This window comes from Ruegeria sp. BF10, from assembly GCF_056538725.1.
Genome location: NZ_JBQFTR010000002.1, coordinates 292,331 through 311,091, shown reverse-complemented (window position 1 = coordinate 311,091; position 18,761 = coordinate 292,331). Strand labels below are relative to the sequence as shown.

19 protein-coding genes and 1 tRNA gene are annotated in these 18,761 nt (G+C 57.9%); 14 read left to right on the top strand and 6 right to left on the bottom strand.

Annotated features, from left to right (window positions below; genetic code table 11):
* Positions 1-2: 2 nt before the first annotated feature.
* Positions 3-713 (bottom strand): GntR family transcriptional regulator, encoded by a 711-nt coding sequence (locus ACR0DJ_RS11210; RefSeq protein WP_480684973.1) that lies wholly within the window; start codon positions 711-713, stop codon positions 3-5.
* A gap of 105 nt (positions 714-818) precedes the next feature.
* Between ACR0DJ_RS11210 and ACR0DJ_RS11205 the strand changes: the two genes are divergently transcribed.
* From ACR0DJ_RS11205 to ACR0DJ_RS11180, 6 genes are read left to right on the top strand one after another with little or no spacing between them, the layout of a single operon-like run.
* Positions 819-1,973, top strand: coding sequence for an LLM class flavin-dependent oxidoreductase (locus ACR0DJ_RS11205; protein WP_425079283.1), 1,155 nt, complete (start codon positions 819-821; stop codon positions 1,971-1,973).
* Positions 1,973-2,863 carry an aldo/keto reductase gene (locus tag ACR0DJ_RS11200; protein WP_480684972.1) on the top strand — a complete coding sequence of 297 codons (891 nt, stop codon included), beginning with the start codon at positions 1,973-1,975 and terminating at the stop codon, positions 2,861-2,863. The genes ACR0DJ_RS11205 and ACR0DJ_RS11200 overlap by 1 nt, the downstream gene beginning before the upstream one ends.
* Complete coding sequence (locus ACR0DJ_RS11195; RefSeq protein ID WP_371809256.1) at positions 2,863-3,378, top strand: flavin reductase family protein; 516 nt, start codon at positions 2,863-2,865, stop codon at positions 3,376-3,378. The genes ACR0DJ_RS11200 and ACR0DJ_RS11195 overlap by 1 nt, the downstream gene beginning before the upstream one ends.
* A 53-nt stretch (positions 3,379-3,431) precedes the next feature.
* Positions 3,432-4,019 (top strand): TRAP transporter small permease subunit, encoded by a 588-nt coding sequence (locus tag ACR0DJ_RS11190; protein ID WP_480684970.1) that lies wholly within the window; start codon positions 3,432-3,434, stop codon positions 4,017-4,019.
* Complete coding sequence (locus tag ACR0DJ_RS11185) at positions 4,020-5,309, top strand: TRAP transporter large permease (RefSeq protein ID WP_170345268.1); 1,290 nt, start codon at positions 4,020-4,022, stop codon at positions 5,307-5,309.
* A gap of 24 nt (positions 5,310-5,333) precedes the next feature.
* A complete protein-coding gene (locus tag ACR0DJ_RS11180) occupies positions 5,334-6,395 on the top strand; it encodes a TRAP transporter substrate-binding protein (protein WP_257601053.1) in 1,062 nt (353 codons plus the stop codon).
* Between the two features lie 30 nt (positions 6,396-6,425).
* On the opposite strand, the gene ACR0DJ_RS11175 is transcribed toward ACR0DJ_RS11180, so the two are convergent.
* Entirely contained in the window at positions 6,426-6,896 is a 471-nt protein-coding gene (locus ACR0DJ_RS11175) for a tetratricopeptide repeat protein (protein WP_152460163.1), read from the bottom strand.
* A gap of 3 nt (positions 6,897-6,899) precedes the next feature.
* Between ACR0DJ_RS11175 and ACR0DJ_RS11170 the strand changes: the two genes are divergently transcribed.
* Positions 6,900-8,183 carry a cytochrome-c peroxidase gene (locus ACR0DJ_RS11170; protein ID WP_480684969.1) on the top strand — a complete coding sequence of 428 codons (1,284 nt, stop codon included), beginning with the start codon at positions 6,900-6,902 and terminating at the stop codon, positions 8,181-8,183.
* Between the two features lie 228 nt (positions 8,184-8,411).
* Here the strand turns inward: ACR0DJ_RS11170 and ACR0DJ_RS11165 are convergent, their stop codons facing one another.
* From ACR0DJ_RS11165 to ACR0DJ_RS11155, 3 genes are all read right to left on the bottom strand, one after another.
* Positions 8,412-8,609: a hypothetical protein gene (locus ACR0DJ_RS11165; RefSeq protein WP_170345270.1), complete on the bottom strand. Its 198-nt coding sequence runs from the start codon at positions 8,607-8,609 to the stop codon at positions 8,412-8,414.
* A gap of 369 nt (positions 8,610-8,978) precedes the next feature.
* Positions 8,979-9,055: transfer RNA gene (locus ACR0DJ_RS11160), tRNA-Pro, on the bottom strand.
* A gap of 396 nt (positions 9,056-9,451) precedes the next feature.
* Positions 9,452-10,567 carry a THUMP domain-containing class I SAM-dependent RNA methyltransferase gene (locus ACR0DJ_RS11155; protein ID WP_480684968.1) on the bottom strand — a complete coding sequence of 372 codons (1,116 nt, stop codon included), beginning with the start codon at positions 10,565-10,567 and terminating at the stop codon, positions 9,452-9,454.
* A 297-nt stretch (positions 10,568-10,864) separates the two neighbouring features.
* Between ACR0DJ_RS11155 and ACR0DJ_RS11150 the strand changes: the two genes are divergently transcribed.
* From ACR0DJ_RS11150 to nqrF, 6 genes are read left to right on the top strand one after another with little or no spacing between them, the layout of a single operon-like run.
* Positions 10,865-12,208 carry a Na(+)-translocating NADH-quinone reductase subunit A gene (locus ACR0DJ_RS11150; protein ID WP_480684967.1) on the top strand — a complete coding sequence of 448 codons (1,344 nt, stop codon included), beginning with the start codon at positions 10,865-10,867 and terminating at the stop codon, positions 12,206-12,208.
* 5 nt (positions 12,209-12,213) lie between these two features.
* Positions 12,214-13,422 carry an NADH:ubiquinone reductase (Na(+)-transporting) subunit B gene (locus ACR0DJ_RS11145; protein WP_480684965.1) on the top strand — a complete coding sequence of 403 codons (1,209 nt, stop codon included), beginning with the start codon at positions 12,214-12,216 and terminating at the stop codon, positions 13,420-13,422.
* Positions 13,415-14,242, top strand: a complete 828-nt coding sequence (locus tag ACR0DJ_RS11140; RefSeq protein ID WP_170345274.1) for a Na(+)-translocating NADH-quinone reductase subunit C — start codon at positions 13,415-13,417, stop codon at positions 14,240-14,242. The genes ACR0DJ_RS11145 and ACR0DJ_RS11140 overlap by 8 nt, the downstream gene beginning before the upstream one ends.
* Positions 14,242-14,895 carry an NADH:ubiquinone reductase (Na(+)-transporting) subunit D gene (locus ACR0DJ_RS11135; protein ID WP_117873115.1) on the top strand — a complete coding sequence of 218 codons (654 nt, stop codon included), beginning with the start codon at positions 14,242-14,244 and terminating at the stop codon, positions 14,893-14,895. The genes ACR0DJ_RS11140 and ACR0DJ_RS11135 overlap by 1 nt, the downstream gene beginning before the upstream one ends.
* Positions 14,895-15,503 (top strand): NADH:ubiquinone reductase (Na(+)-transporting) subunit E, encoded by a 609-nt coding sequence (nqrE, locus tag ACR0DJ_RS11130; RefSeq protein WP_050603817.1) that lies wholly within the window; start codon positions 14,895-14,897, stop codon positions 15,501-15,503. The genes ACR0DJ_RS11135 and nqrE overlap by 1 nt, the downstream gene beginning before the upstream one ends.
* Before the next feature lie 10 nt (positions 15,504-15,513).
* Positions 15,514-16,737: an NADH:ubiquinone reductase (Na(+)-transporting) subunit F gene (nqrF, locus tag ACR0DJ_RS11125; RefSeq protein ID WP_480684964.1), complete on the top strand. Its 1,224-nt coding sequence runs from the start codon at positions 15,514-15,516 to the stop codon at positions 16,735-16,737.
* A gap of 59 nt (positions 16,738-16,796) precedes the next feature.
* Here the strand turns inward: nqrF and ACR0DJ_RS11120 are convergent, their stop codons facing one another.
* On the bottom strand, positions 16,797-17,810 hold the full coding sequence (locus tag ACR0DJ_RS11120) for an NAD-dependent epimerase/dehydratase family protein (RefSeq protein ID WP_480684963.1): 1,014 nt from the start codon (positions 17,808-17,810) through the stop codon (positions 16,797-16,799).
* Between the two features lie 235 nt (positions 17,811-18,045).
* Here ACR0DJ_RS11120 and ACR0DJ_RS11115 point away from each other — a divergent pair, with 235 nt between their 5' ends.
* Complete coding sequence (locus tag ACR0DJ_RS11115; protein WP_480684962.1) at positions 18,046-18,759, top strand: metallophosphoesterase family protein; 714 nt, start codon at positions 18,046-18,048, stop codon at positions 18,757-18,759.
* The last annotated feature ends 2 nt before the right edge of the window (positions 18,760-18,761 follow it).

Here is an 18,761-nt window from a genome sequence, read left to right as displayed (position 1 = left end):
TTTTACTTCAGACGTTGGACGTAGTTGGCCCGATCCGGGTCGAACCATGTTTTTGAGAATTCAACGGGTTCGGCGTTTTCCGACCAGCTGAACCGCTCGATATAACCGACTGCTTGGCCTGCTGGCTTGGTGAAGTCAGAAGGCGTCCAGTCCGGTAGGGGCCGGACCGAAACCCTGTCTTCGGCTCTTGCGATCCAAAAGCCCAACTGGCGCTGATAATAGCGATAGAGCGAGTCGGACAGCAGGCTCTGGTCGATCAGGCCCGCTGATTCGTCCAGCCAGATTTCTTCGACAGCGATGATTGTATCATTCAGGTAGCGCATCCGCCGGACACGCGAACCGGCGTCAGAAGCACCGAATTTCGGCAGGTCGACCGGCTTATTCAGATGGTCAACCGACAGGATATCAGCACGTGGCAGGCCACCCCCTTCAGGCAGTTCCAGCCTGAACATTGCATAGACGCTGTTTTGTGTGCCGGTCTCGCGGATGTAGTTGCCCGAGCCTTGGATACGCTCCAACATGCCCTTTTTTTCTAGCTCAGAGAGCGATTTTCGCAGAGTTCCAACCGAGACATTCAGCTCTGCGGCCATCTCGCGCTCGGGTGGCAAGCGCTCACCTTCAATAAGGCGACCAGCCGCGATGTCACGGATCAGAAGTTCCGCGATCTGAATAAATACCGGCAGGGCATTAGGGTTTCGGTTGGATGCAGGCACGGCAGACGCTTCACTCGGTCGCAGGAAAAATTGATACACTATTGATCTACATCAAAGCGATTGCTACGCAAGAGGAAAGTCAAAGATGTACGGAGCGTGAATCAAATGAGCATCGTCCCCATCACATCCCCCGATCTGGATGCGGCCGAAGTTTCGTGGTTTGCCGCGCTGTGTTCAGATGATTACCAGTTCCTTGGTGTCCCTGATGGCGACCTGCGGTCGAGTTGGGAGCATTGCTCGAGCATTGTGAAAGAGGCCGAAGCGCAGGGATTCCGCAACATCCTCTGCCCGTCCTCCTATCAGGTCGGTCAAGACACGCTGAGCTTTGTCGCCGGCTGCGCCCCGATCACCGACCGGATCAACCTGCTGGCCGCCGTGCGCTGTGGTGAGATGCAACCGATCATGCTGGCCCGCACCATCGCAACGCTGGATCACATGCTGAAGGGGCGGTTGACGGTCAACATCATCTCATCCGACTTTCCCGGTGAGAAAGCCGACAGCGCGTTCCGCTATCAGCGCTCGCGCGAAGTGGTGGAGATTCTGAAACAGGCCTGGACGCAGGATGAGATCAATCATGCAGGCGAGGTCTATAACTTCTCGGGCCTGACCACCGACCCGGCCAAGCCATATCAGACCGGCGGGCCGCTGCTTTATTTCGGCGGCTATTCTCCCTCTGCCTTGGATCTGTGCGGCGAGCATTGTGACGTCTACCTGATGTGGCCTGAAACCAAGGACCAACTGGCCGAGCGGATGAAGGCTGTTCACGCCGTCGCTGAAAACTACGACCGCACGCTGGATTACGGGTTGCGTGTCCATATGATCGTTCGCGATACCGAGGCTGAGGCACAGGAATACGCGGATTACATCGTCTCGAAGCTGGACGACGAATACGGTCGTGCCATCCGCGAACGGGCGCTGGATTCGACCTCGCTGGGTGTGGCGCACCAGGCCAGGAACCGCGATCTGGCGGATGAGTACGGCTATGTCGAACCCGGTCTCTGGACCGGTGTTGGCCGGGCGCGGTCTGGCTGCGGTGCCGCTCTGGTCGGATCAACCGATCAGGTTATGTCGAAGATCGAGGAATACCAGAAGATGGGCATCCGCGCTTTCATCTTCTCGGGCTACCCGCATCTGGACGAAGCCCGCCATTTCGGCGCCCGCGTGTTGCCGAATCTGAAAACCTGCTCCCTTCCCGAAGCTTACGGAAGGGTTCCAGATACGACCCCGGCCACACCGCTGGGCAAAGGAGAACGCCGCTGATGCAACGTGTGAAACTATCTGACTCGCTGGAAATGAGCCGCCTTGTCTATGGCATGTGGCGGTTGGGCGATGACAGTGACACGTCCGCGGGCCATGTCGAGGCCAAGATTCAGGCCTGTCTGGATCAGGGTATCACCACCTTCGATCAGGCCGACATCTATGGCGGCTATCAGGCCGAGGCCGTGCTGGGCGCGGCCCTGCGCGCCAATCCAAGCCTGCGTCAGAAGATGGAGATCGTCACCAAGTGCGACATCGTCGCGCCGGTTGGCCGTTACGCGGATGCGAAGGTAAAATACTACGACACCTCGCGCGCCCACATACTGAAATCGGTCGAAACGTCGCTGTCGGAAATGGCGATTGACCACATCGATCTGCTGTTGATCCACCGTCCAGATCCGATGATGGACCACCATGAAACCGGAGCCGCCCTGGATGAGGTTGTCGCCAGCGGCAAGGTCGGCGCGGTGGGCGTATCCAACTTCCGCCCGTGGGATTGGTCGTTGCTGCAATCGGCGATGAAAACGCAGTTGGTCACCAACCAGATCGAAATTTCTCTGGGTGAGATCAGCCCCTTCACCAACGGGGACCTGGCGTTTCACCAACAGCATGGCCATCCGGTGATGGCGTGGTCGCCGCTGGGTGGAGGCCTGTTGATGGCCGGAAACCCACCGGTTGGGGTCGTCGCCGACGAAATCGCAGCCGGGTTCGGCGTGGATCGTGCGGCCGTCGCAGTGGCGTTCCTGCTGGCCCATCCGGCCAACATCCTGCCGGTTCTGGGCACCAACAATCTGGACCGGATCAAACGCGCCTCGGACGCATTGAAAGTCAAACTGGATCGCGAAAGCTGGTTCCGCCTGTACGAGGCGGCATTGGGGCATGAGGTACCATGATGAACGCAATCTCAAAGGACATGACCCGCACCTTCATTCCGCATAAGGACGACACACGCACCCTGCGCGACGCCTTCGGCCGCTTTGCAACCGGCGTCACGATCGTGACTTGCGACAGCGCGGACGGGCCGGTCTGCATCACCGCGAATAGCTTTTCGTCCCTATCGCTCGACCCACCGCTGATCATGTGGGCCGGAGACCGAAACTCGCGCCGCTTCCCCTATTTCCACAAGGCGCGCCATTTCAGCGTCCACGTGCTGTCCGCGGAACAGGCCGAGCTGTGTTTCGGCTGCTCGAAAGACGCCTTTGCACTGCGGGACATCCGCCACGAGCGCTGTGAGAACGGGACACCGGTGTTGGCGGACTGCCTGGCGCGATTCGAATGCGAACAGCACGCGTATCACGATGCAGGCGATCACGTTATTGTAGTTGGAAAGGTTCTCAGGGCCAGCATGTCGGATGGAGACGCGCTGACCTTTTATGCCGGGAAACTCGGCCAATTCGCGAAAACCTAAGCGCGATTTGATGACCGTGGGGGACACCCGCGGCTGAACAAGGGAGGATCCGCATGGGCGGACTGGCATCGGTGCTTGCGCCGATTGCATTCGTGAACGAAACCGTGCTGCGTCTGGGCCGCGCGGTTGGTGTTGTTGCGATTGCGCTCATGGTGATCGCAATCCTGATCCAGGTGTTTTTCCGATACGTTCTGGGCAATGCGCTGCCGTGGCCGGATGAGGCCGCGCGGTTCTGCATGTTGTGGATGACCGGTCTTATGGCGCCCACCGCCTTTCGGCGCGGCGGCTTTGTGGCCATAGACATGCTGGAACGCTTCCTTCCCCGTATCATCGGTCAAACGCTGAATCTGTTCCTGCTTTTGATCGCGCTCGTCGTCCTGCTGGTCGCGGTCAACATCGGCTGGTCCGAGGTTACCGGCTTTGGCGGCAAATTCGCCACCGCCGCGCTGTATCTGCCCACCACTTTCGGGTTCGACGAATGGTATCGCATTCCGCGCAGTTGGATGATGGCATCGCTGCTGGTGGGGATCATCCTGCTGATCTCGGTGAATATCGAGCTGATCCTGAGATCCTTCATTATTCTGCTGGGCGGCGGCCACCTGTTGCCCGAAATTCCCGATGCGGCAGTGGGGGCCGAATAAATGCTGATCTGGTTCCTGCCCACCTTCCTGATTTTCCTGCTGATCGGCCTGCCGGTCTTTTTCGCTTTGCTCGCGGCGCCCGGAATCCTGCTGTGGCTGAACGGCCAGACAAACGACATCACGCTGCTCTATCGCAATGTCTATAACGGCATGGACAGCTTCCCTCTGATGGCGATCCCCTTCTTCATGCTGGCCGGAGAGCTCATGAACCGAGGCGGCATCACCATCCGCCTTGTCGAGTTTTCCCAAGCCCTGATGGGCCATCTGCGCGGTGGTCTGGCGCATGTGAACGTGCTGAGTTCGATTCTGTTTGCGGGCCTGTCCGGGTCCGCCGTGGCGGACACCTCGGCGCTGGGGTCGATGCTGATCCCGGCGATGGAGAAACAGGGCTATACCCGCAAATTCGCCGCCGCGATCACGGCGGCGAGTTCGGTGATCGGGCCGATCATTCCGCCCTCGGGCATCATGATCATCTATGCCTATGTGATGGGCGAAAGCGTGGCCGCGTTGTTCCTTGCGGGGATCGTTCCGGGCGTGATGGTCGGTGTCGGTCTGATGCTGATGATCAAACTGATGGCCGACCGCTACGACTTCCCCGTCGCCAGCCGCAAATACACATGGTCCGAGAGGCGTCAGGCCAGTTTGAAGGCCTTCTTCCCACTTTTGACACCGGTCATCATTCTGGGCGGTATTCTGGGTGGTATCTTTACACCGACCGAGGCTGCGGCAGTCGCTGTGGGCTATGCCTTCATCATCGGTTTCTTCGTCCTGCGCACACTGACATGGAAAGAAGTTCCCGAGGTGCTCAGCAACGCAGGCATGACCTCAGCCGTTGTTCTTCTGCTGGTCGGCGCGGCAATGGCGTTCAAGACGGTTGTCAGCCTCAGCCATGCGCCGGAACAACTGGCCTCGCTGATCCTCAGCCTGTCAGAAAACCCGCTGATCCTTCTGTTCTTGATTAACCTGCTGCTGTTCATCGTCGGCATGTTCCTGGACGCAGGCCCCGCGATCATCATCCTTGGACCAATCCTTGGCCCGATCTTCACCAGCCTCGGTGTCGACCCGATCCATTTCGCCATCATCATGAGCGTCAACCTGACGGTCGGCCTCGCCACGCCACCGATGGGTTTGGTGCTATTCGTGGCTGCCGCCGTATCGCGCGAACGGGTTGAAACCATCGCCAAGGCGATCCTGCCGTTCCTGGCGGTCGAAATCATCGTGATCTTCCTGATCACATACATCCCCGCACTATCCATGACGATCCCGAGGATAACGGGATTTGCCAACTAACTGAGTTTCACAGGGAGGAAACGCATGCTCAGAGAATTCATCAAAACCGCAGCGGTGGCCACATCGCTGGTGGCGGCGTCCGCTATGGCTGCGACAGCCGCCGATTATACGCTGCGCGCAACCGCAAATTCGAACGAAAACGATGAGGATTATGACGGGCTGATCGTCTTCAAGAACTATGTCGAATCTGCCTCGAACGGCGCGATCGAGGTCGAGCTTTTCATCGGCACACAGCTCTGCTCGAACGGGGCCGAATGTTTGCAGGGCGTGGCAGACGGCACCATCGACATCTACATCTCGACCTCGGGCGGTGCCTCAGGCATCTTTCCCTACGTGCAGGTTCTGGACCTGCCCTATCTGATGGCCGATGACCGCATTGCCGAGCATGTCCTGTCGGGCGACTTCACCCGTACCATGCGTGACATGGCGCTTGAGGACTCGGGCGGCGCGATCCGTCTGATGACCATCGGCAACACCGGCGGCTGGCGCAACTTTGCCAACACCCAGCGCCGCATTGCCGAGCCTGCGGATATGGAAGGTTTGAAAATCCGTACCGTGGTCGCCGATCTGCCGCAGGAACTGGTCAAGGCGTTGGGCGCTTCGCCTACCCCGATCCCGTGGCCGGAACTGTTCACCAGCTTCCAGACCGGTGTCGTTGAAGGATCCAAGAACGGCATCACCGACATCATGGGCATGAAATTCCCGGATGCGGGCTTGCAATATGTAACGCTGGACGGCCATGCCTATATGGGCGCACTGTGGTGGATGAACAACGCCAAGTTCCAAGAGATGCCTGAGGATATGCGCCGCGTCGTGGTCGACGGGTTCTATGCGTTGCAACAGGCCACTTTTGCATCCCCCAAGCGCAAGTCGATCCAAGCCTATGAGGATTTCGTCGCCGGCGGCGGAGACCTCTATGTGCTGACACCCGACCAGAAGGCTGCGTTCAAAGAGGCCGCAACGCCAGTGTATGATTGGTTCCAGTCCAACGTTGCGCGTGGCGATGAAATCTTTGCTGCACTGACCGAAGCGGTCGCGGCGGCTGAAGCGGACGTCAACGCCGCTCGCGATGCAGATCTGAAGTGAACGGTTGGGCCGGGCTTTGCGGCCTGGCCCTCACCGAAACGGGTACATCCACCCTTTGTAGTCGTTGACCAGAACATGCGCCTTTTCGATTTGCTCCGGCGACATTTTCTTGACCACTTCCTCAAGGCTGATCGCCGCGTCGGGGTCGCCGCCAATGGCGCTGAGCGTGTACCACATATACGCACGCACCAGATCGGGCGCGGGCATGCCCAGACCCAATTCATAATACCAGCCAACACCCGACTGCGCCCCCGGATGCCCCTTCATCGAGGCGCGCAGATACCATTCAAAGGCCCGTTCGTAATCCTGCTCGACCCCGAGACCCAGCCCGTACATCACGCCGATCAACTCCTCGGCCTCGGCGTTGCCCGAGCGCGCGGCTGGAAGAAGTTCCTCGCGCGCGGCTGCAAACTGTCCGGCTTCCATCATATCGCGGGCTTGTTCCAGTTCAGCCAGAGCCGGAGACGCAAATACGCAAAGGGCAAGAACAAGCTGGCGCATGGGATGGTTGCCTTCTTCTGGGTCGGGGCCGCTGTGGCACAGGATTTGCCGCGCCCGCTGACCGATGATGACTTTATCCCCTTTGATATGGAACAGGCCGCCATCGGTCATCAACTGTTTTACGACCCGATCCTGTCAGGCAACCGCAACATCGCCTGCGCCCATTGTCACCACCCGGATTTCGGCACTTCGGACGGGTTGTCTCTGGGCATAGGAGAAGGGGGGAAGGGGTTGGGGCCGGACCGCACACCCGGCACCGGGGCCGACAGAATACGCAAACGCATCCCTCGCAACTCTCCGGGCCTATGGAATCTTGGGGCCAAGGACATACACACCGTCTTTCACGACGGCAGGCTGAGCATTTCCGACGTCTACGGCAACGGCTTCAATTCCCCGGCGCAGGAGTGGCTGCCCGAGGGCCTGAACTCCCTGCTGGCGGCACAGGCTCTGTTTCCCCTGACCTCCCAATTCGAGATGGCGGGCAATGTGGCCGAAAATGAGGTCACGGGCGCGGTGCATGATCGTATCGACAAGGGCTGGCCCATTCTGGCGAAACGCGTCCGCACCGATCCGCGCTATGGTCCGGCCATCGTCGCCGCCTTTGATGAGGTCGAGACGACCGAGGACATCACGATCACGCAAGTCGTCAACGCTCTGGCCGCTTTCATGGCGATCGAGTGGCGTAGCACCGACAGCCCGTTTGACCACTATCTTGCGGGCGACTCGAATGCCCTTTCAACGGTACAAATCGAGGGGATGAAGCTTTTCTACGGCAAAGCTCGCTGCTCGACCTGCCACACTGGGCCGCTCATGTCAGATCAGAAGTTCCATGCGTTGGGTTTGCCGCCCTTTGGGCCGGGTCGCACACGACAATGGGACCCCTTCGTCCGGGATGTGGGCCGCATGGGTGAAAGCAACCGCCTTGAGGATGCTTACAGATTCCGCACCCCGATGCTGCGCAACGTTGCCCTGACCGCGCCTTACGGTCACAATGGCGCGTTCCCCGATCTTGAAAGCGTTATTCGCCATCATTTGGACCCGCAGGCAAGCCTGGACAAATGGACTCCTCACATGGCTGCCTTGCCCGAGGTACCATGGTTGCAAAAAACGGATTTCCTGGTTTGGCAGGACCACTATGAAATGGAGCGTCAACGCAAAAGAATTGACATTGATCCGATCCAGCTTGAGGAACTGGAAATAGAAAACCTGATTGCGTTTCTGCATTCGTTGACAGGTCGCAGCGTAGACTCTCCGATATTCGGTGTGCCGAAAGGGTTTACCCCTTAGCCATCTCTCACATCATCAAGGTAAAGCCAGAGAAATCGCATCCTGCCGTCTTTCTTGGCGCTTCATTATGGCGAGAGCGTGGAGTGAGTTGATCAGAAGAGAAAAAACCTCCGCAGAGCGGCGCAAAACACAAATACGGGCATATGATACGGTATCAAACCAGTTCAATCTCACGAGACCGACATCGGTAACCGGGGTACTGTTCTAGATAGTGGAATGTTCCCGGTATCAGATGAGTTCGATATCGACCGGCACCGTTATCGCCACCCCCGGATTGGATGAATCCACCAGCAAGGCCGCAATACGCGCCCGCCGGGTTTCGAATATCGCCGGGCATGATCCGGCACGAGGAATTGCTGCGCACCGTGGCGCAGCCTGCCTCGATGCAAAGGCAATCTGTTCGTCGCTATATCGTTTCTTCGGCATCGGTACACTCCTCTGTTGCCGGAAATGTACCCAAAACTTCGCACTCAATTCGGACCAGTTTCAGGGGGCAAGACCATGGGCATCTGGTCTATCGGAACGATGCTTTCCGGAGCAGGCGGACGATAGCCCAATGAGCTGCGCGGAATTCCGAGGTTGTTTTCGTGCCATGATGTTTCTCCTTTGTGGCAAAATACCAAGTTAAAGGAGCGGAACAATTCCGTGACGGGTCCAGGTCCGTTTGAGCACGCTTAGTCCCGAGCACCTGCATAAAGCTGCCAGTGCATTGGTGTTCGACTAATGCTCAGGTTCAACGAACCTCGGATCACTGTCTTGAAAACAACAAAGGCGCCCATGGGCGCCTTGATTTATTGGTCGGAGTGAGAGGATTCGAACCTCCGACCCCTGCCTCCCGAAGACAGTGCTCTACCAGGCTGAGCTACACTCCGACCGTGGCGGGTGATCTATACGCGGCGCGTCTGATGCGCAAGAGGATTCTGTATTGCGATCACCCGAATCTTTCGATCTCAACAACCGAAAAAACATGGCAGCGGAGCAATGGGCTCGGAACCCGGTGATCTGAGCGGGTCGCCGTGTTCACGGTTCGAAAAACGCACGTTTTCAAGATTGCGTTCTTCTGGTTGACCGGCGCGCAAGTGTTCCGCCAACCTGTTCGCCCCTGCCGGGCAGGTCGTGATTGCACCGGTCCAAGACGTCGACTGGTTCACAGGCACGTTGAAAGACAAGGGAATCGCAAGCCGTTGCGGCGGAAACCCAGTGGTTGTCTTGTCCGCTCTCGCCCGCGCAGCCATCGTCATGAATTGGCTGCGAAGCCTTCCAGGCAATCACGGCAAGGCATCCGTTTTGTACAGACGAATTTTGGTTCCACCATGGTCGACGACCGGCCCCGGCGCCAGCAAAGGCAGACGTGTGGCCCGGGCAAGCCCCGGAGCGCTGGTGATCATGCCGACCCGCCATCCCCGGAACCGGTTCATCAGGGTTTTGCCCATGGCACCATAGACCGACCGCAAGCGTCTTTCGTCACCAATTCGCGCCCCGTAGGGCGGGTTCACAATGACCAGCCCCGCAGGACCTTCGGGGGGTCTCATGTCACTGACGGAACGCTGTTGAAACCGTGTCACATCACTGACCTGGGCTCTTTCGGCATTGGCAGTCGCCGCGTCAACCGCGCCGGAGTTGCGATCCGAGCCGTAGAAGGTAAGCGCGCATTCCGCCGTCTTTGTTTCCTGCCGCATTTCCTGCCACTGATCAGGGTCAAAGCCCACCAGGTCTTCGAATGCAAAACTGCGGGAGCGGCCAGGGCGCAGGCCCAGAGCGATCTCGGCGGCCTCGATCACGAAGGTACCCGATCCGCACATCGGGTCCAGTACGGGTTCATCGCCCGAGTAGCCACACTCTCTCAGAAACATGGCGGCCATTGTTTCGCGCATTGGAGCCTTGGCAATGGCTTCCTTGTGGCCGCGCTTGTGCAACAGCTCGCCAGAACTGTCGACCGAGATCGTGCAGATGTCTTTCTCGATTCGAAGCAAGACCCGAAGGTTCGCGTCGGATGAAATCGAGGCGCCCAATGTCTCGGATATTGCCCGCTCGATCCTCTGACGCGCTGCCCCGGCGTGATAAATTCTGGATTTGCGGCTGATGGCTTCCACCTTGACCGGCACGTCAGGACGCAAAACGGTGCCCCAAGGGAATTTCCGAGCACGTTTGTCCAATTGGGCAAGGTGTACGGCGGGGAAACTGCCCAGTCGCACCAGAACCTTGTTGGCGCCGCGCAGCGTCAGATTGGCGCGCCAGACCTCGGGCCATGAACCCCGGCATGTCACGCCGCCCGGTACAGTTCTGACCTGCGCGAATCCGTTGAGTTCCGCCTCGTCACCGAGAGGCGCTTCGAGGCCCGGCGTGGCAACCAGAAAGATTTCCAAATCTGTGTCTTTTTCCATTCCGGTTGCTTACACTGGAACCTTGGTGGGCGCGATATGCAATTATGCGCCATGGATTCAGAAGAAATGACCGATCAATCGCAGGATTGTGTGGTTCGCCCTCAAGTTTTGGCGGTAACAGGTTTGCGTTTGTGACCTTCCCCGCGTAAAGGGTCCTTGATCGGAAATACGCCTGCGGAATTTGGACCGTTTTCGACGCTTTTGCGACGGAGGTTCGAAAAAACCGCGCTATTGCATGACCCCGAAAGGGCGTTGGCAGAGCTGGCGCAGAAAAGAGGCTTGGAAGAACGTAGCAACATGCAAACTTTCAAACTGAAAAAAGGGCTGGATCTGCCAGTGGAAGGCGCTCCTGACCAGACCATTCACCCGGGCCCGGAATACTCGACCGTAGGCGTCCTGGGCGGTGACTACATCGGCCTGAAACCCAAGATGCTGGTGCAGGAAGGCGACAGTGTTGTGCGCGGCACGCCGCTGTTCTGCCACAAGGACGCGCCTGACGCGATGATGGTCGCCCCGGTCAGTGGCAGAGTCGTCGCGATCAACCGTGGTGCCCGTCGGGTGCTGCAAAGCGTCGTGATCGACGTGACCGACGCCAATGACGCCGGGGTGGATTTCTCGGGCATAGGGGATGCTGACAGCGCTGAAGGCGTGACAGCCAAGCTGTGCGCCGCCGGCCTTTGGACGTCGTTCCGCACGCGTCCCTATTCGAAAATGCCGGAGCCCGGCATCAAACCGGATGCGATCTTTGTCACCGCCATGGACAGTGACCCGCTGGCCGCTGACGCTGCCACGATCATTGCCGAGGCGCCCGAAGAGTTTACCGCCGGTTTGGCGGCAGTCAGCACACTGACCGAGGGCAAAACCTATCTTTGCCAAAAAGAGGGTGACACGATACCCGGCGCAGATGTCGCCGGTGTCGAAACCGCATCTTTCGCAGGTCCACACCCATCGGGCCTGGCCGGAACGCATATTCACTTCCTCGAACCCCTTGCAGGCGACAAGCAGGTCTGGACCATCGGGTATCAGGATGTCATCGCCATTGGCCGCCTGATGCAGACCGGTCATCTAGATCCGAATGTCGTGATTGCCCTGACGGGGCCGGGTGCGCGTCAACCGCGTTTGATCCGTACCGTGATGGGCGCATCAACTGACGATCTGACCCGCGACGAAGTGAATGTGGACGGCACGCCCCGCATCATTTCGGGTTCGATCCTGTCGGGCCGGCACGCTGAGGGCCCGACCGCCTATCTGGGCCGGTTCGCGCGCCAGATCAGCATCATCCGTGAAGATCCCGATCAAATCCCCTTGGGCTGGATTCGTCCGATGCCGTCGAAATACGCGGTGCAGCCTGTATTGGGTTCGGCATTCGCCAAGAAGCTGTATGCGTTCACATCCAACCTGAACGGCGGTCGTCGTGCCATGGTGCCCACAGGTGTTTTCGAAGAGCTGATGCCGCAGGACTATCTGCCCACTCAGTTGCTGCGGGCGCTGCTGGTAATGGATACGGACACTGCCCAGGCCCTGGGTGCGCTGGAGCTGGACGAAGAGGATCTGGGCCTTGTGGGCTTTGCCTGTCCGGCGAAATATGAATACGGGCTGGCGCTGCGCGACTGCCTGACCAAAATTGAAAAGGAGGGCTGAGCCGAATGGGTTTGCGCAGCTTCTTTGACAGGATCGAGCCGAACTTTACCAAGGGCGGCAAGTACGAGAAGTTCTTTCCCGTCTACGAGATGGTGGAAAGCTTCATCTACACTCCGAAAACCGTGACCACGGTGGCGCCGCACGCGCGGTCTTACGTGGATATGAAACGGATCATGACCTATGTCGTGATCGCGACGATCCCCTGTATCTTATGGGGGATGTGGAACACTGGTTATCAGGCAAACTCGGCGATTGCTTTGCTGGGTCCGGAATCGGCCACCGGCTGGCGGATTGCCTTGTTGCAGATGTTCGGAATTTCGCTGGACCCGTCCAGCATCTTTGCCAACGTCATGCATGGTCTGATGTATTTCCTTCCGATCTACATCGTCACGCTGGTCGCGGGCGGTATCTTCGAGGTCATCTTTGCCACCGTGCGCGGCCACGAGGTGAACGAAGGCTTCCTTGTGACATCAATGCTGTACACGCTGATCATGCCTGCAACCACTCCCCTGTGGCAGGTGGCTTTGGGCATCATCTTCGGTGTTGTGATCGGTAAGGAAGTGTTCGGGGGCACCGGCAAGAACTTTCTCAACCCCGCGCTTGTGGGGCGGGCGTTTTTGTATTTCGCCTATCCGGCGCAGATGTCGGGTGATGCAGTCTGGACACCCGTTGACGGGTTCTCGGGCGCGACTGCATTGGGCGTGTCTGCGGCCGAAGGCGTGCAGGCGCTGGCCGCCGAAGGCATAACCTGGTCGAGCGCGTTTTTCGGCACCATTCAAGGCAGCTTTGGCGAGACATCGACACTGGCCTGCATGATCGGTCTGGCCTTCCTTCTGATGACCAGGATCGCCAACTACCGCCTGATTGTGGGCTGTCTGGCCGGTACCATCGGCTTTACTTTGTTGCTGAACCTGATCGGATCGGACACCAACCCGATGTTCGCGATGCCATGGTACTGGCATATCGTGTTGGGTGGCTATGCTTTCGGCCTGGCCTTTATGGTGACGGAACCGGTTTCGGCCAGCCACACCAATGTGGGTCGCTATATCTACGGCGCGCTGATCGGTGTCATGGTCGTGATGATCCGCGTGATCAACCCGGCTTTCCCCGAAGGCATGATGCTGGCAATCCTGTTCGGCAACGTCTTTGCACCGCTGATCGACTATTTCGTCGTGCAAGCCAACATCAAACGGAGGGCGCGTCGCCATGTCTGATACGCAATCCCCAGATCAAAACGAGGCACCCAAGGGCGTACTGGCCAAATTCCTGGCGGCCTCGCCGGATTCTGTTGGCAAGACGATCTTCATCGCCGTTGCCGTCTGTCTGGTCGCCTCGATGGTTGTGTCCGCGGCCGCAGTCAGCCTGCGCCCGGTGCAAGAGGCCAACCGCCTGAAGGACAAACAGGTAAACGTTCTGCAAGTTGCGGGCGTGTTCGAGCCGGGCATCGACGTAACAGAGGCTTTTGCCGCCTTCGAACCACATGTGCTGGAGCTGTCCACAGGCACCTTCGTCGATGATCAGTTTGATCCGACCACGTTTGACGACATCGCCGCCGCCAGCGATCCCGAGCTGAGCGTCGCGCTGGACAACGACCCCGCCGGTATCGGACGCAAATCCAAGTACCGCGTTATCTATCTGCTGCGCGATGATGCGGGTGATCTGGACAAGGTGATCCTGCCTCTGCACGGATACGGTCTGTGGTCGACGCTCTATGGCTTTATCGCGCTTGAGAATAACGGCAACGATATCTACGGCCTGCAATTCTATCAGCATGGTGAAACTCCGGGTCTTGGGGCCGAAGTGGACAACCCACGTTGGAAAGCCTTGTGGAACGGGAAAAAGCTGCGCGACGAAGCAGGTGAACTGCAAATCACCGTTGCCAAATCGCAGCCCGCAGCCGGGCCAGATTTCTATGTCGATGCGCTGGCTGGGGCCACGCTGACGTCGGTCGGCGTCGATAACCTTGTGAAATTCTGGATGGGCGATGCGGGCTATGGTCCCTTCCTGGCCAAACTGCAAGCAGGAGAGATTTGATGTCGCAGACCAAAAAAGAGATGCTGGTCGACCCGCTTGTCGACAACAATCCGATCACATTGCAGGTGCTGGGCATCTGTTCAGCACTTGCGGTGACATCATCGTTGCAAGTGTCGATGGTGATGGCGCTGGCGGTGATCTTCGTGACCTCGTTTTCGTCCTTCTTCATTTCGTGCCTGCGCAACCAGATCCCGGGCTCGATCCGGATCATCGTGCAGATGGTGATCATCGCGTCGTTGGTGATCCTGGTGGACCAGATCCTGAAAGCCTATGCCTTTGAGATATCGAAAACCCTTTCGGTTTTCGTCGGCCTGATCATCACCAACTGTATCGTGATGGGCCGCGCCGAGGCATTTGCGATGAAGAACCCTCCGGTTGCGTCCTTCATCGACGGCATGGGCAACGGCATGGGCTATGGCCTGATCCTGCTGCTGGTCGGCTTCATTCGCGAGCTGTTCGGGGCAGGGTCGCTGTTCGGCATCACGATTCTGGAAACCGTCAACAACGGCGGCTGGTACGTGCCCAACGGCATGCTGCTGTTGCCGCCTTCGGCGTTCTTCATCATCGGTCTGATCATCTGGGCCTTCCGCACCTGGAAGCCGAACCAGGTGGAAGAGCGTGAATACAAAATTCAGCAGGTAGAGGCCCACTGATGGAAGGTCTGATCTCACTGGCCGTAAAGGCCATCTTTGTCGAAAACCTTGCGCTCAGCTTTTTTCTTGGCATGTGCACTTTCATCGCCGTATCCAAGAAGATTTCAACCGCGCTGGGTCTGGGGATTTCGGTCATGGTCGTGCAGGCCATCACCGTACCTGCCAACAACCTGCTGCTGAACTATCTGCTGAAACCGGGTGCGCTGGCCTGGGCCGGGTTCCCGGATGTTGACCTGACCTTCCTTGGCCTGATCTCATACATCGGCGTGATCGCGGCAATGGTGCAGATCCTCGAGATGGTTTTGGACAAGTATTTCCCACCGCTTTACAACGCGCTGGGGATCTTTCTGCCACTGATCACGGTGAACTGCGCCATCCTTGGCGGGTCGCTGTTCATGGTGGAGCGTGACTATAACTTTGCCGAGGCGGCGACTTATGGCTTGTCTTCCGGTTTTGGCTGGGCGCTGGCAATCACGGCAATGGCCGGAGTGCGGGAAAAGCTGAAATATTCGGACATCCCCGATGGTCTGCAAGGTCTGGGCATTACTTTCATTACCGCAGGTCTGATGGCTATGGCCTTCATGTCCTTCTCGGGCGTGAAACTGTAAGGGGGCGTTGATGGAAACCTTTACCTTAGGCGTAGCTCTTTTCACCTTAATCGTTCTGGCATTGGTGGCCATTATCATGGCCGCCCGATCCAAGCTGGTATCGACTGGCAACGTCAACATCACGATCAACGGCGAAAAGACCATTTCCGTTCCGGCAGGTGGCAAGCTGCTTCAGACACTGGCTGCCGAGAAGCTGTTTGTTCCTTCGGCCTGCGGTGGCGGCGGCACCTGTGCGCAATGTCGGGTGCGGGTGCATTCGGGGGGCGGGTCGATCCTGCCAACCGAAGAAAGCCATATCACGAAACGCGAAGCGTCGTGTGGTGATCGCCTGTCTTGCCAGGTGGCCGTCAAGCAGGACATGGAAATTGAAGTTCCGGAAGAAGTCTTCGGCGTCAAGAAATGGGAATGTACCGTTCGGTCGAACGAGAACGTAGCGACCTTCATCAAGGCGTTGATTCTGGACCTGCCCGAGGGCGAGGACGTGAACTTCCGCGCCGGTGGCTACATCCAGATCGAAGCCCCTGCACACAAGTTGAAATACACGGATTTCGACATTGAAGAGGAATATCGCGAGGATTGGGATCGCTTCAATCTGTGGCAATATGAATCGGTCGTGACCGAACCCATCGAACGCGCCTATTCGATGGCCAACTACCCGGACGAAAAGGGCATGATCATGCTGAACGTCCGCGTGGCCTCGCCGCCGCCGGGGTCCGAAGGCATTCCGCCGGGCCAGATGTCGTCATACATCTTCAACCTGAAGCCGGGTGACAAGGTCACCATTTCAGGCCCATTCGGCGAATTCTTTGCCCGTGATACGGACAAAGAGATGGTCTTCATTGGTGGCGGCGCCGGTATGGCACCAATGCGCAGCCATATCTTCGATCAGCTCAAGCGCCTTCAGAACCGCAACCGCAAGATCAGCTTCTGGTACGGTGCGCGGTCGAAGAAAGAGATGTTCTTTGTCGAAGACTTCGACAGTCTGGCTGAAGAATTCGACAATTTCGAATGGCACGTGGCCTTGTCGGACGCGCAACCCGAGGACAATTGGAAAGGCTATACCGGCTTCATCCACAACGTTCTGTACGAAGAGTACCTCAAGAACCATCCCGCGCCTGAGGATTGCGAATACTATATGTGTGGTCCGCCAATCATGAACCAGTCGGTCATCAACATGCTGCTGGATCTGGGCGTGGACCGCGAAGACATCATGCTCGACGATTTCGGCGGGTAGGGAACAAAAAAGAACCGGCGTGGAAGGCGCCGGTTCTTTCATTTGGCGGTCGGCCCGCGTTATTTTCCGTAATAGTCCCGATACCACGCGACGAATTGGGTGATGCCGTCTTTCAGGTCTGTCTGAGGACGATAATTCGTCAGTTTTTGCAGCAGCCGATTGTCCGCCCAGGTGGCATGAACATCACCCAACTGCATCGGCATGAAGTTCTTGATCGCCTTCTGCCCCACGGCCTGTTCGATGGCTTCAATGAAATCCATCAAGCGCACTTTTTCTCCGTTGCCGATATTCACGATGCGGTAGGGCGCGACGGGCGACAGGCTGTCTCCGTCCTCGATATCCTCACGACGGGCTGGCCGCACCGGAGGCACGTCGATCAACAATCTGATGCCGCGTACAAGGTCTTGGACATGGGTGAAATCCCGGTACATGTCGCCGTGATTGTAAATGTCGATCGGGCGGCCATCCAGGATGGCAGCGACAAATTTGAAATACGCCAGGTCCGGCCGTCCCCAGGTGCCGTAGACGGTAAAGAAGCGGAACATGGTCGTCGGCAAATCCCACAGATGCGCATAGGAATGCCCCATCGCCTCATTCGCCTTCTTTGTCGCGGAATAGATGGTCAGTTGGGTGTCGGCTTTTTCCGTCTCGGTGAACGGCATCTCTTCGTTGGCACCGTAAATCGAAGAGGTCGATGCCATCAAAAGGTGATCCACCTTATGTTGCCGTGCAATTTCCATCACGTTGAATGTTCCGACGACATTCGATTCAACATAGCTGCGAGGGTGTTCCAAACTGTGTCTCACACCGGCCTGAGCCGCCAGATGAACGATGACTTCCGGCTGAAATTCTTCGGCGACCTGCAACAGCCGATCATAGTTTTCCAACCGATCCTCGGTTGCCGTGAATCCGGGTGTCTGAAGCAGAATTTGATGGCGACGCTGTTTCAGGACCACATCATAGTAATCCGTCATCCCGTCGTATCCATGCACGCGGAACCCTTCCTCTAACAGCAGCTTCGCCAAATGGAACCCGATGAACCCCGCAGAGCCCGTAATCAAAACCCGTTTCATAGAACCCTCAAAACGCCCTGCACGATCATCGCCGAACAAAAGGTACTGCCCCTGATGCCGGGTCAAACATTTTGAACTGCGCCGAAGGTCATATCGAACATCCAGACGTCATTGGTCAACTCTTTGCTGAATCAATCAGATGCTCATTGCCGCCAATGGGCGAGAAGGATAGGGATCAACATGTATGATTACGAACTGGATCAGACGGTGGTTCGACCGCAGGGCGGGGCGGACTATGAATGCAGTGTCTTGCGACATCGCTCCGGCCGAGAAAGTGACGGCCGTGGGCGATATTCACGGTCGTCTGGACTTGTTGCAGGCGTTGTTGCCCAGACTGGACGATCAGAGCTTGCTGGTCTTTGTCGGAGATTACATTGATCGGGGGCCATACAGCGCGCAGGTGCTGCACCATCTGTTTCACCTGAGCGAGACGTCAGAAGGACGCGTTCAATGTCTTCTTGGAAACCACGAAGAGTTTCTGTTGCAATTCCTGGATGCGCCGGAACGCAACGCCCGGCTCTGGTTTCAAAATGGGGGTGTGCATACGCTGGCGTCGTTCGGGCTGAAACCGCCCGGGGAAATCGACAATAGCCAGCAGATTCGAAAACTGGCGGATGATCTACGCCTGAAGATGGGGGAAAGCCTGATCAACTGGCTTGCCGACCGGCCTTTGACCTGGACCACTGGCAACGTCACTTTCGTTCATGCGGCCCTGGACCCCCGACTTCCGACTGAGGCCCAGGATCGCCAGATTTGCCTCTGGGGACATCCCATGTTTCCCAGGCTGGCCCGCAGCGATGGTCAATGGGTGGTGCATGGCCACACCATCGTGGACCTGCCCCGGATCAGGAGCCGGGTGGTATCGATTGACACGGGCGCTTTCGCTTCGGGTCGGTTGACAGCCGCCGAGATCAGCGCCGGAAGTGTTCGGTTCACCTCGACCGTGTGAAC

Coding starts and splice junctions, on each gene's coding strand:
- ACR0DJ_RS11180 (WP_257601053.1), top strand. CDS start 5,334: ATGCTCAGAGAATTCATCAAAACCGCAGCGGTGGCCACATCGCTGGTG.
- ACR0DJ_RS11185 (WP_170345268.1), top strand. CDS start 4,020: ATGCTGATCTGGTTCCTGCCCACCTTCCTGATTTTCCTGCTGATCGGC.
- ACR0DJ_RS11140 (WP_170345274.1), top strand. CDS start 13,415: ATGTCTGATACGCAATCCCCAGATCAAAACGAGGCACCCAAGGGCGTA.
- ACR0DJ_RS11120 (WP_480684963.1), bottom strand. CDS start 17,810: ATGAAACGGGTTTTGATTACGGGCTCTGCGGGGTTCATCGGGTTCCAT.
- nqrF (WP_480684964.1), top strand. CDS start 15,514: ATGGAAACCTTTACCTTAGGCGTAGCTCTTTTCACCTTAATCGTTCTG.
- ACR0DJ_RS11205 (WP_425079283.1), top strand. CDS start 819: ATGAGCATCGTCCCCATCACATCCCCCGATCTGGATGCGGCCGAAGTT.
- ACR0DJ_RS11145 (WP_480684965.1), top strand. CDS start 12,214: ATGGGTTTGCGCAGCTTCTTTGACAGGATCGAGCCGAACTTTACCAAG.
- nqrE (WP_050603817.1), top strand. CDS start 14,895: ATGGAAGGTCTGATCTCACTGGCCGTAAAGGCCATCTTTGTCGAAAAC.
- ACR0DJ_RS11200 (WP_480684972.1), top strand. CDS start 1,973: ATGCAACGTGTGAAACTATCTGACTCGCTGGAAATGAGCCGCCTTGTC.
- ACR0DJ_RS11170 (WP_480684969.1), top strand. CDS start 6,900: ATGGTTGCCTTCTTCTGGGTCGGGGCCGCTGTGGCACAGGATTTGCCG.
- ACR0DJ_RS11115 (WP_480684962.1), top strand. CDS start 18,046: ATGAATGCAGTGTCTTGCGACATCGCTCCGGCCGAGAAAGTGACGGCC.
- ACR0DJ_RS11155 (WP_480684968.1), bottom strand. CDS start 10,567: ATGGAAAAAGACACAGATTTGGAAATCTTTCTGGTTGCCACGCCGGGC.
- ACR0DJ_RS11135 (WP_117873115.1), top strand. CDS start 14,242: ATGTCGCAGACCAAAAAAGAGATGCTGGTCGACCCGCTTGTCGACAAC.
- ACR0DJ_RS11175 (WP_152460163.1), bottom strand. CDS start 6,896: ATGCGCCAGCTTGTTCTTGCCCTTTGCGTATTTGCGTCTCCGGCTCTG.
- ACR0DJ_RS11150 (WP_480684967.1), top strand. CDS start 10,865: ATGCAAACTTTCAAACTGAAAAAAGGGCTGGATCTGCCAGTGGAAGGC.
- ACR0DJ_RS11190 (WP_480684970.1), top strand. CDS start 3,432: ATGGGCGGACTGGCATCGGTGCTTGCGCCGATTGCATTCGTGAACGAA.
- ACR0DJ_RS11195 (WP_371809256.1), top strand. CDS start 2,863: ATGAACGCAATCTCAAAGGACATGACCCGCACCTTCATTCCGCATAAG.
- ACR0DJ_RS11165 (WP_170345270.1), bottom strand. CDS start 8,609: ATGCCGAAGAAACGATATAGCGACGAACAGATTGCCTTTGCATCGAGG.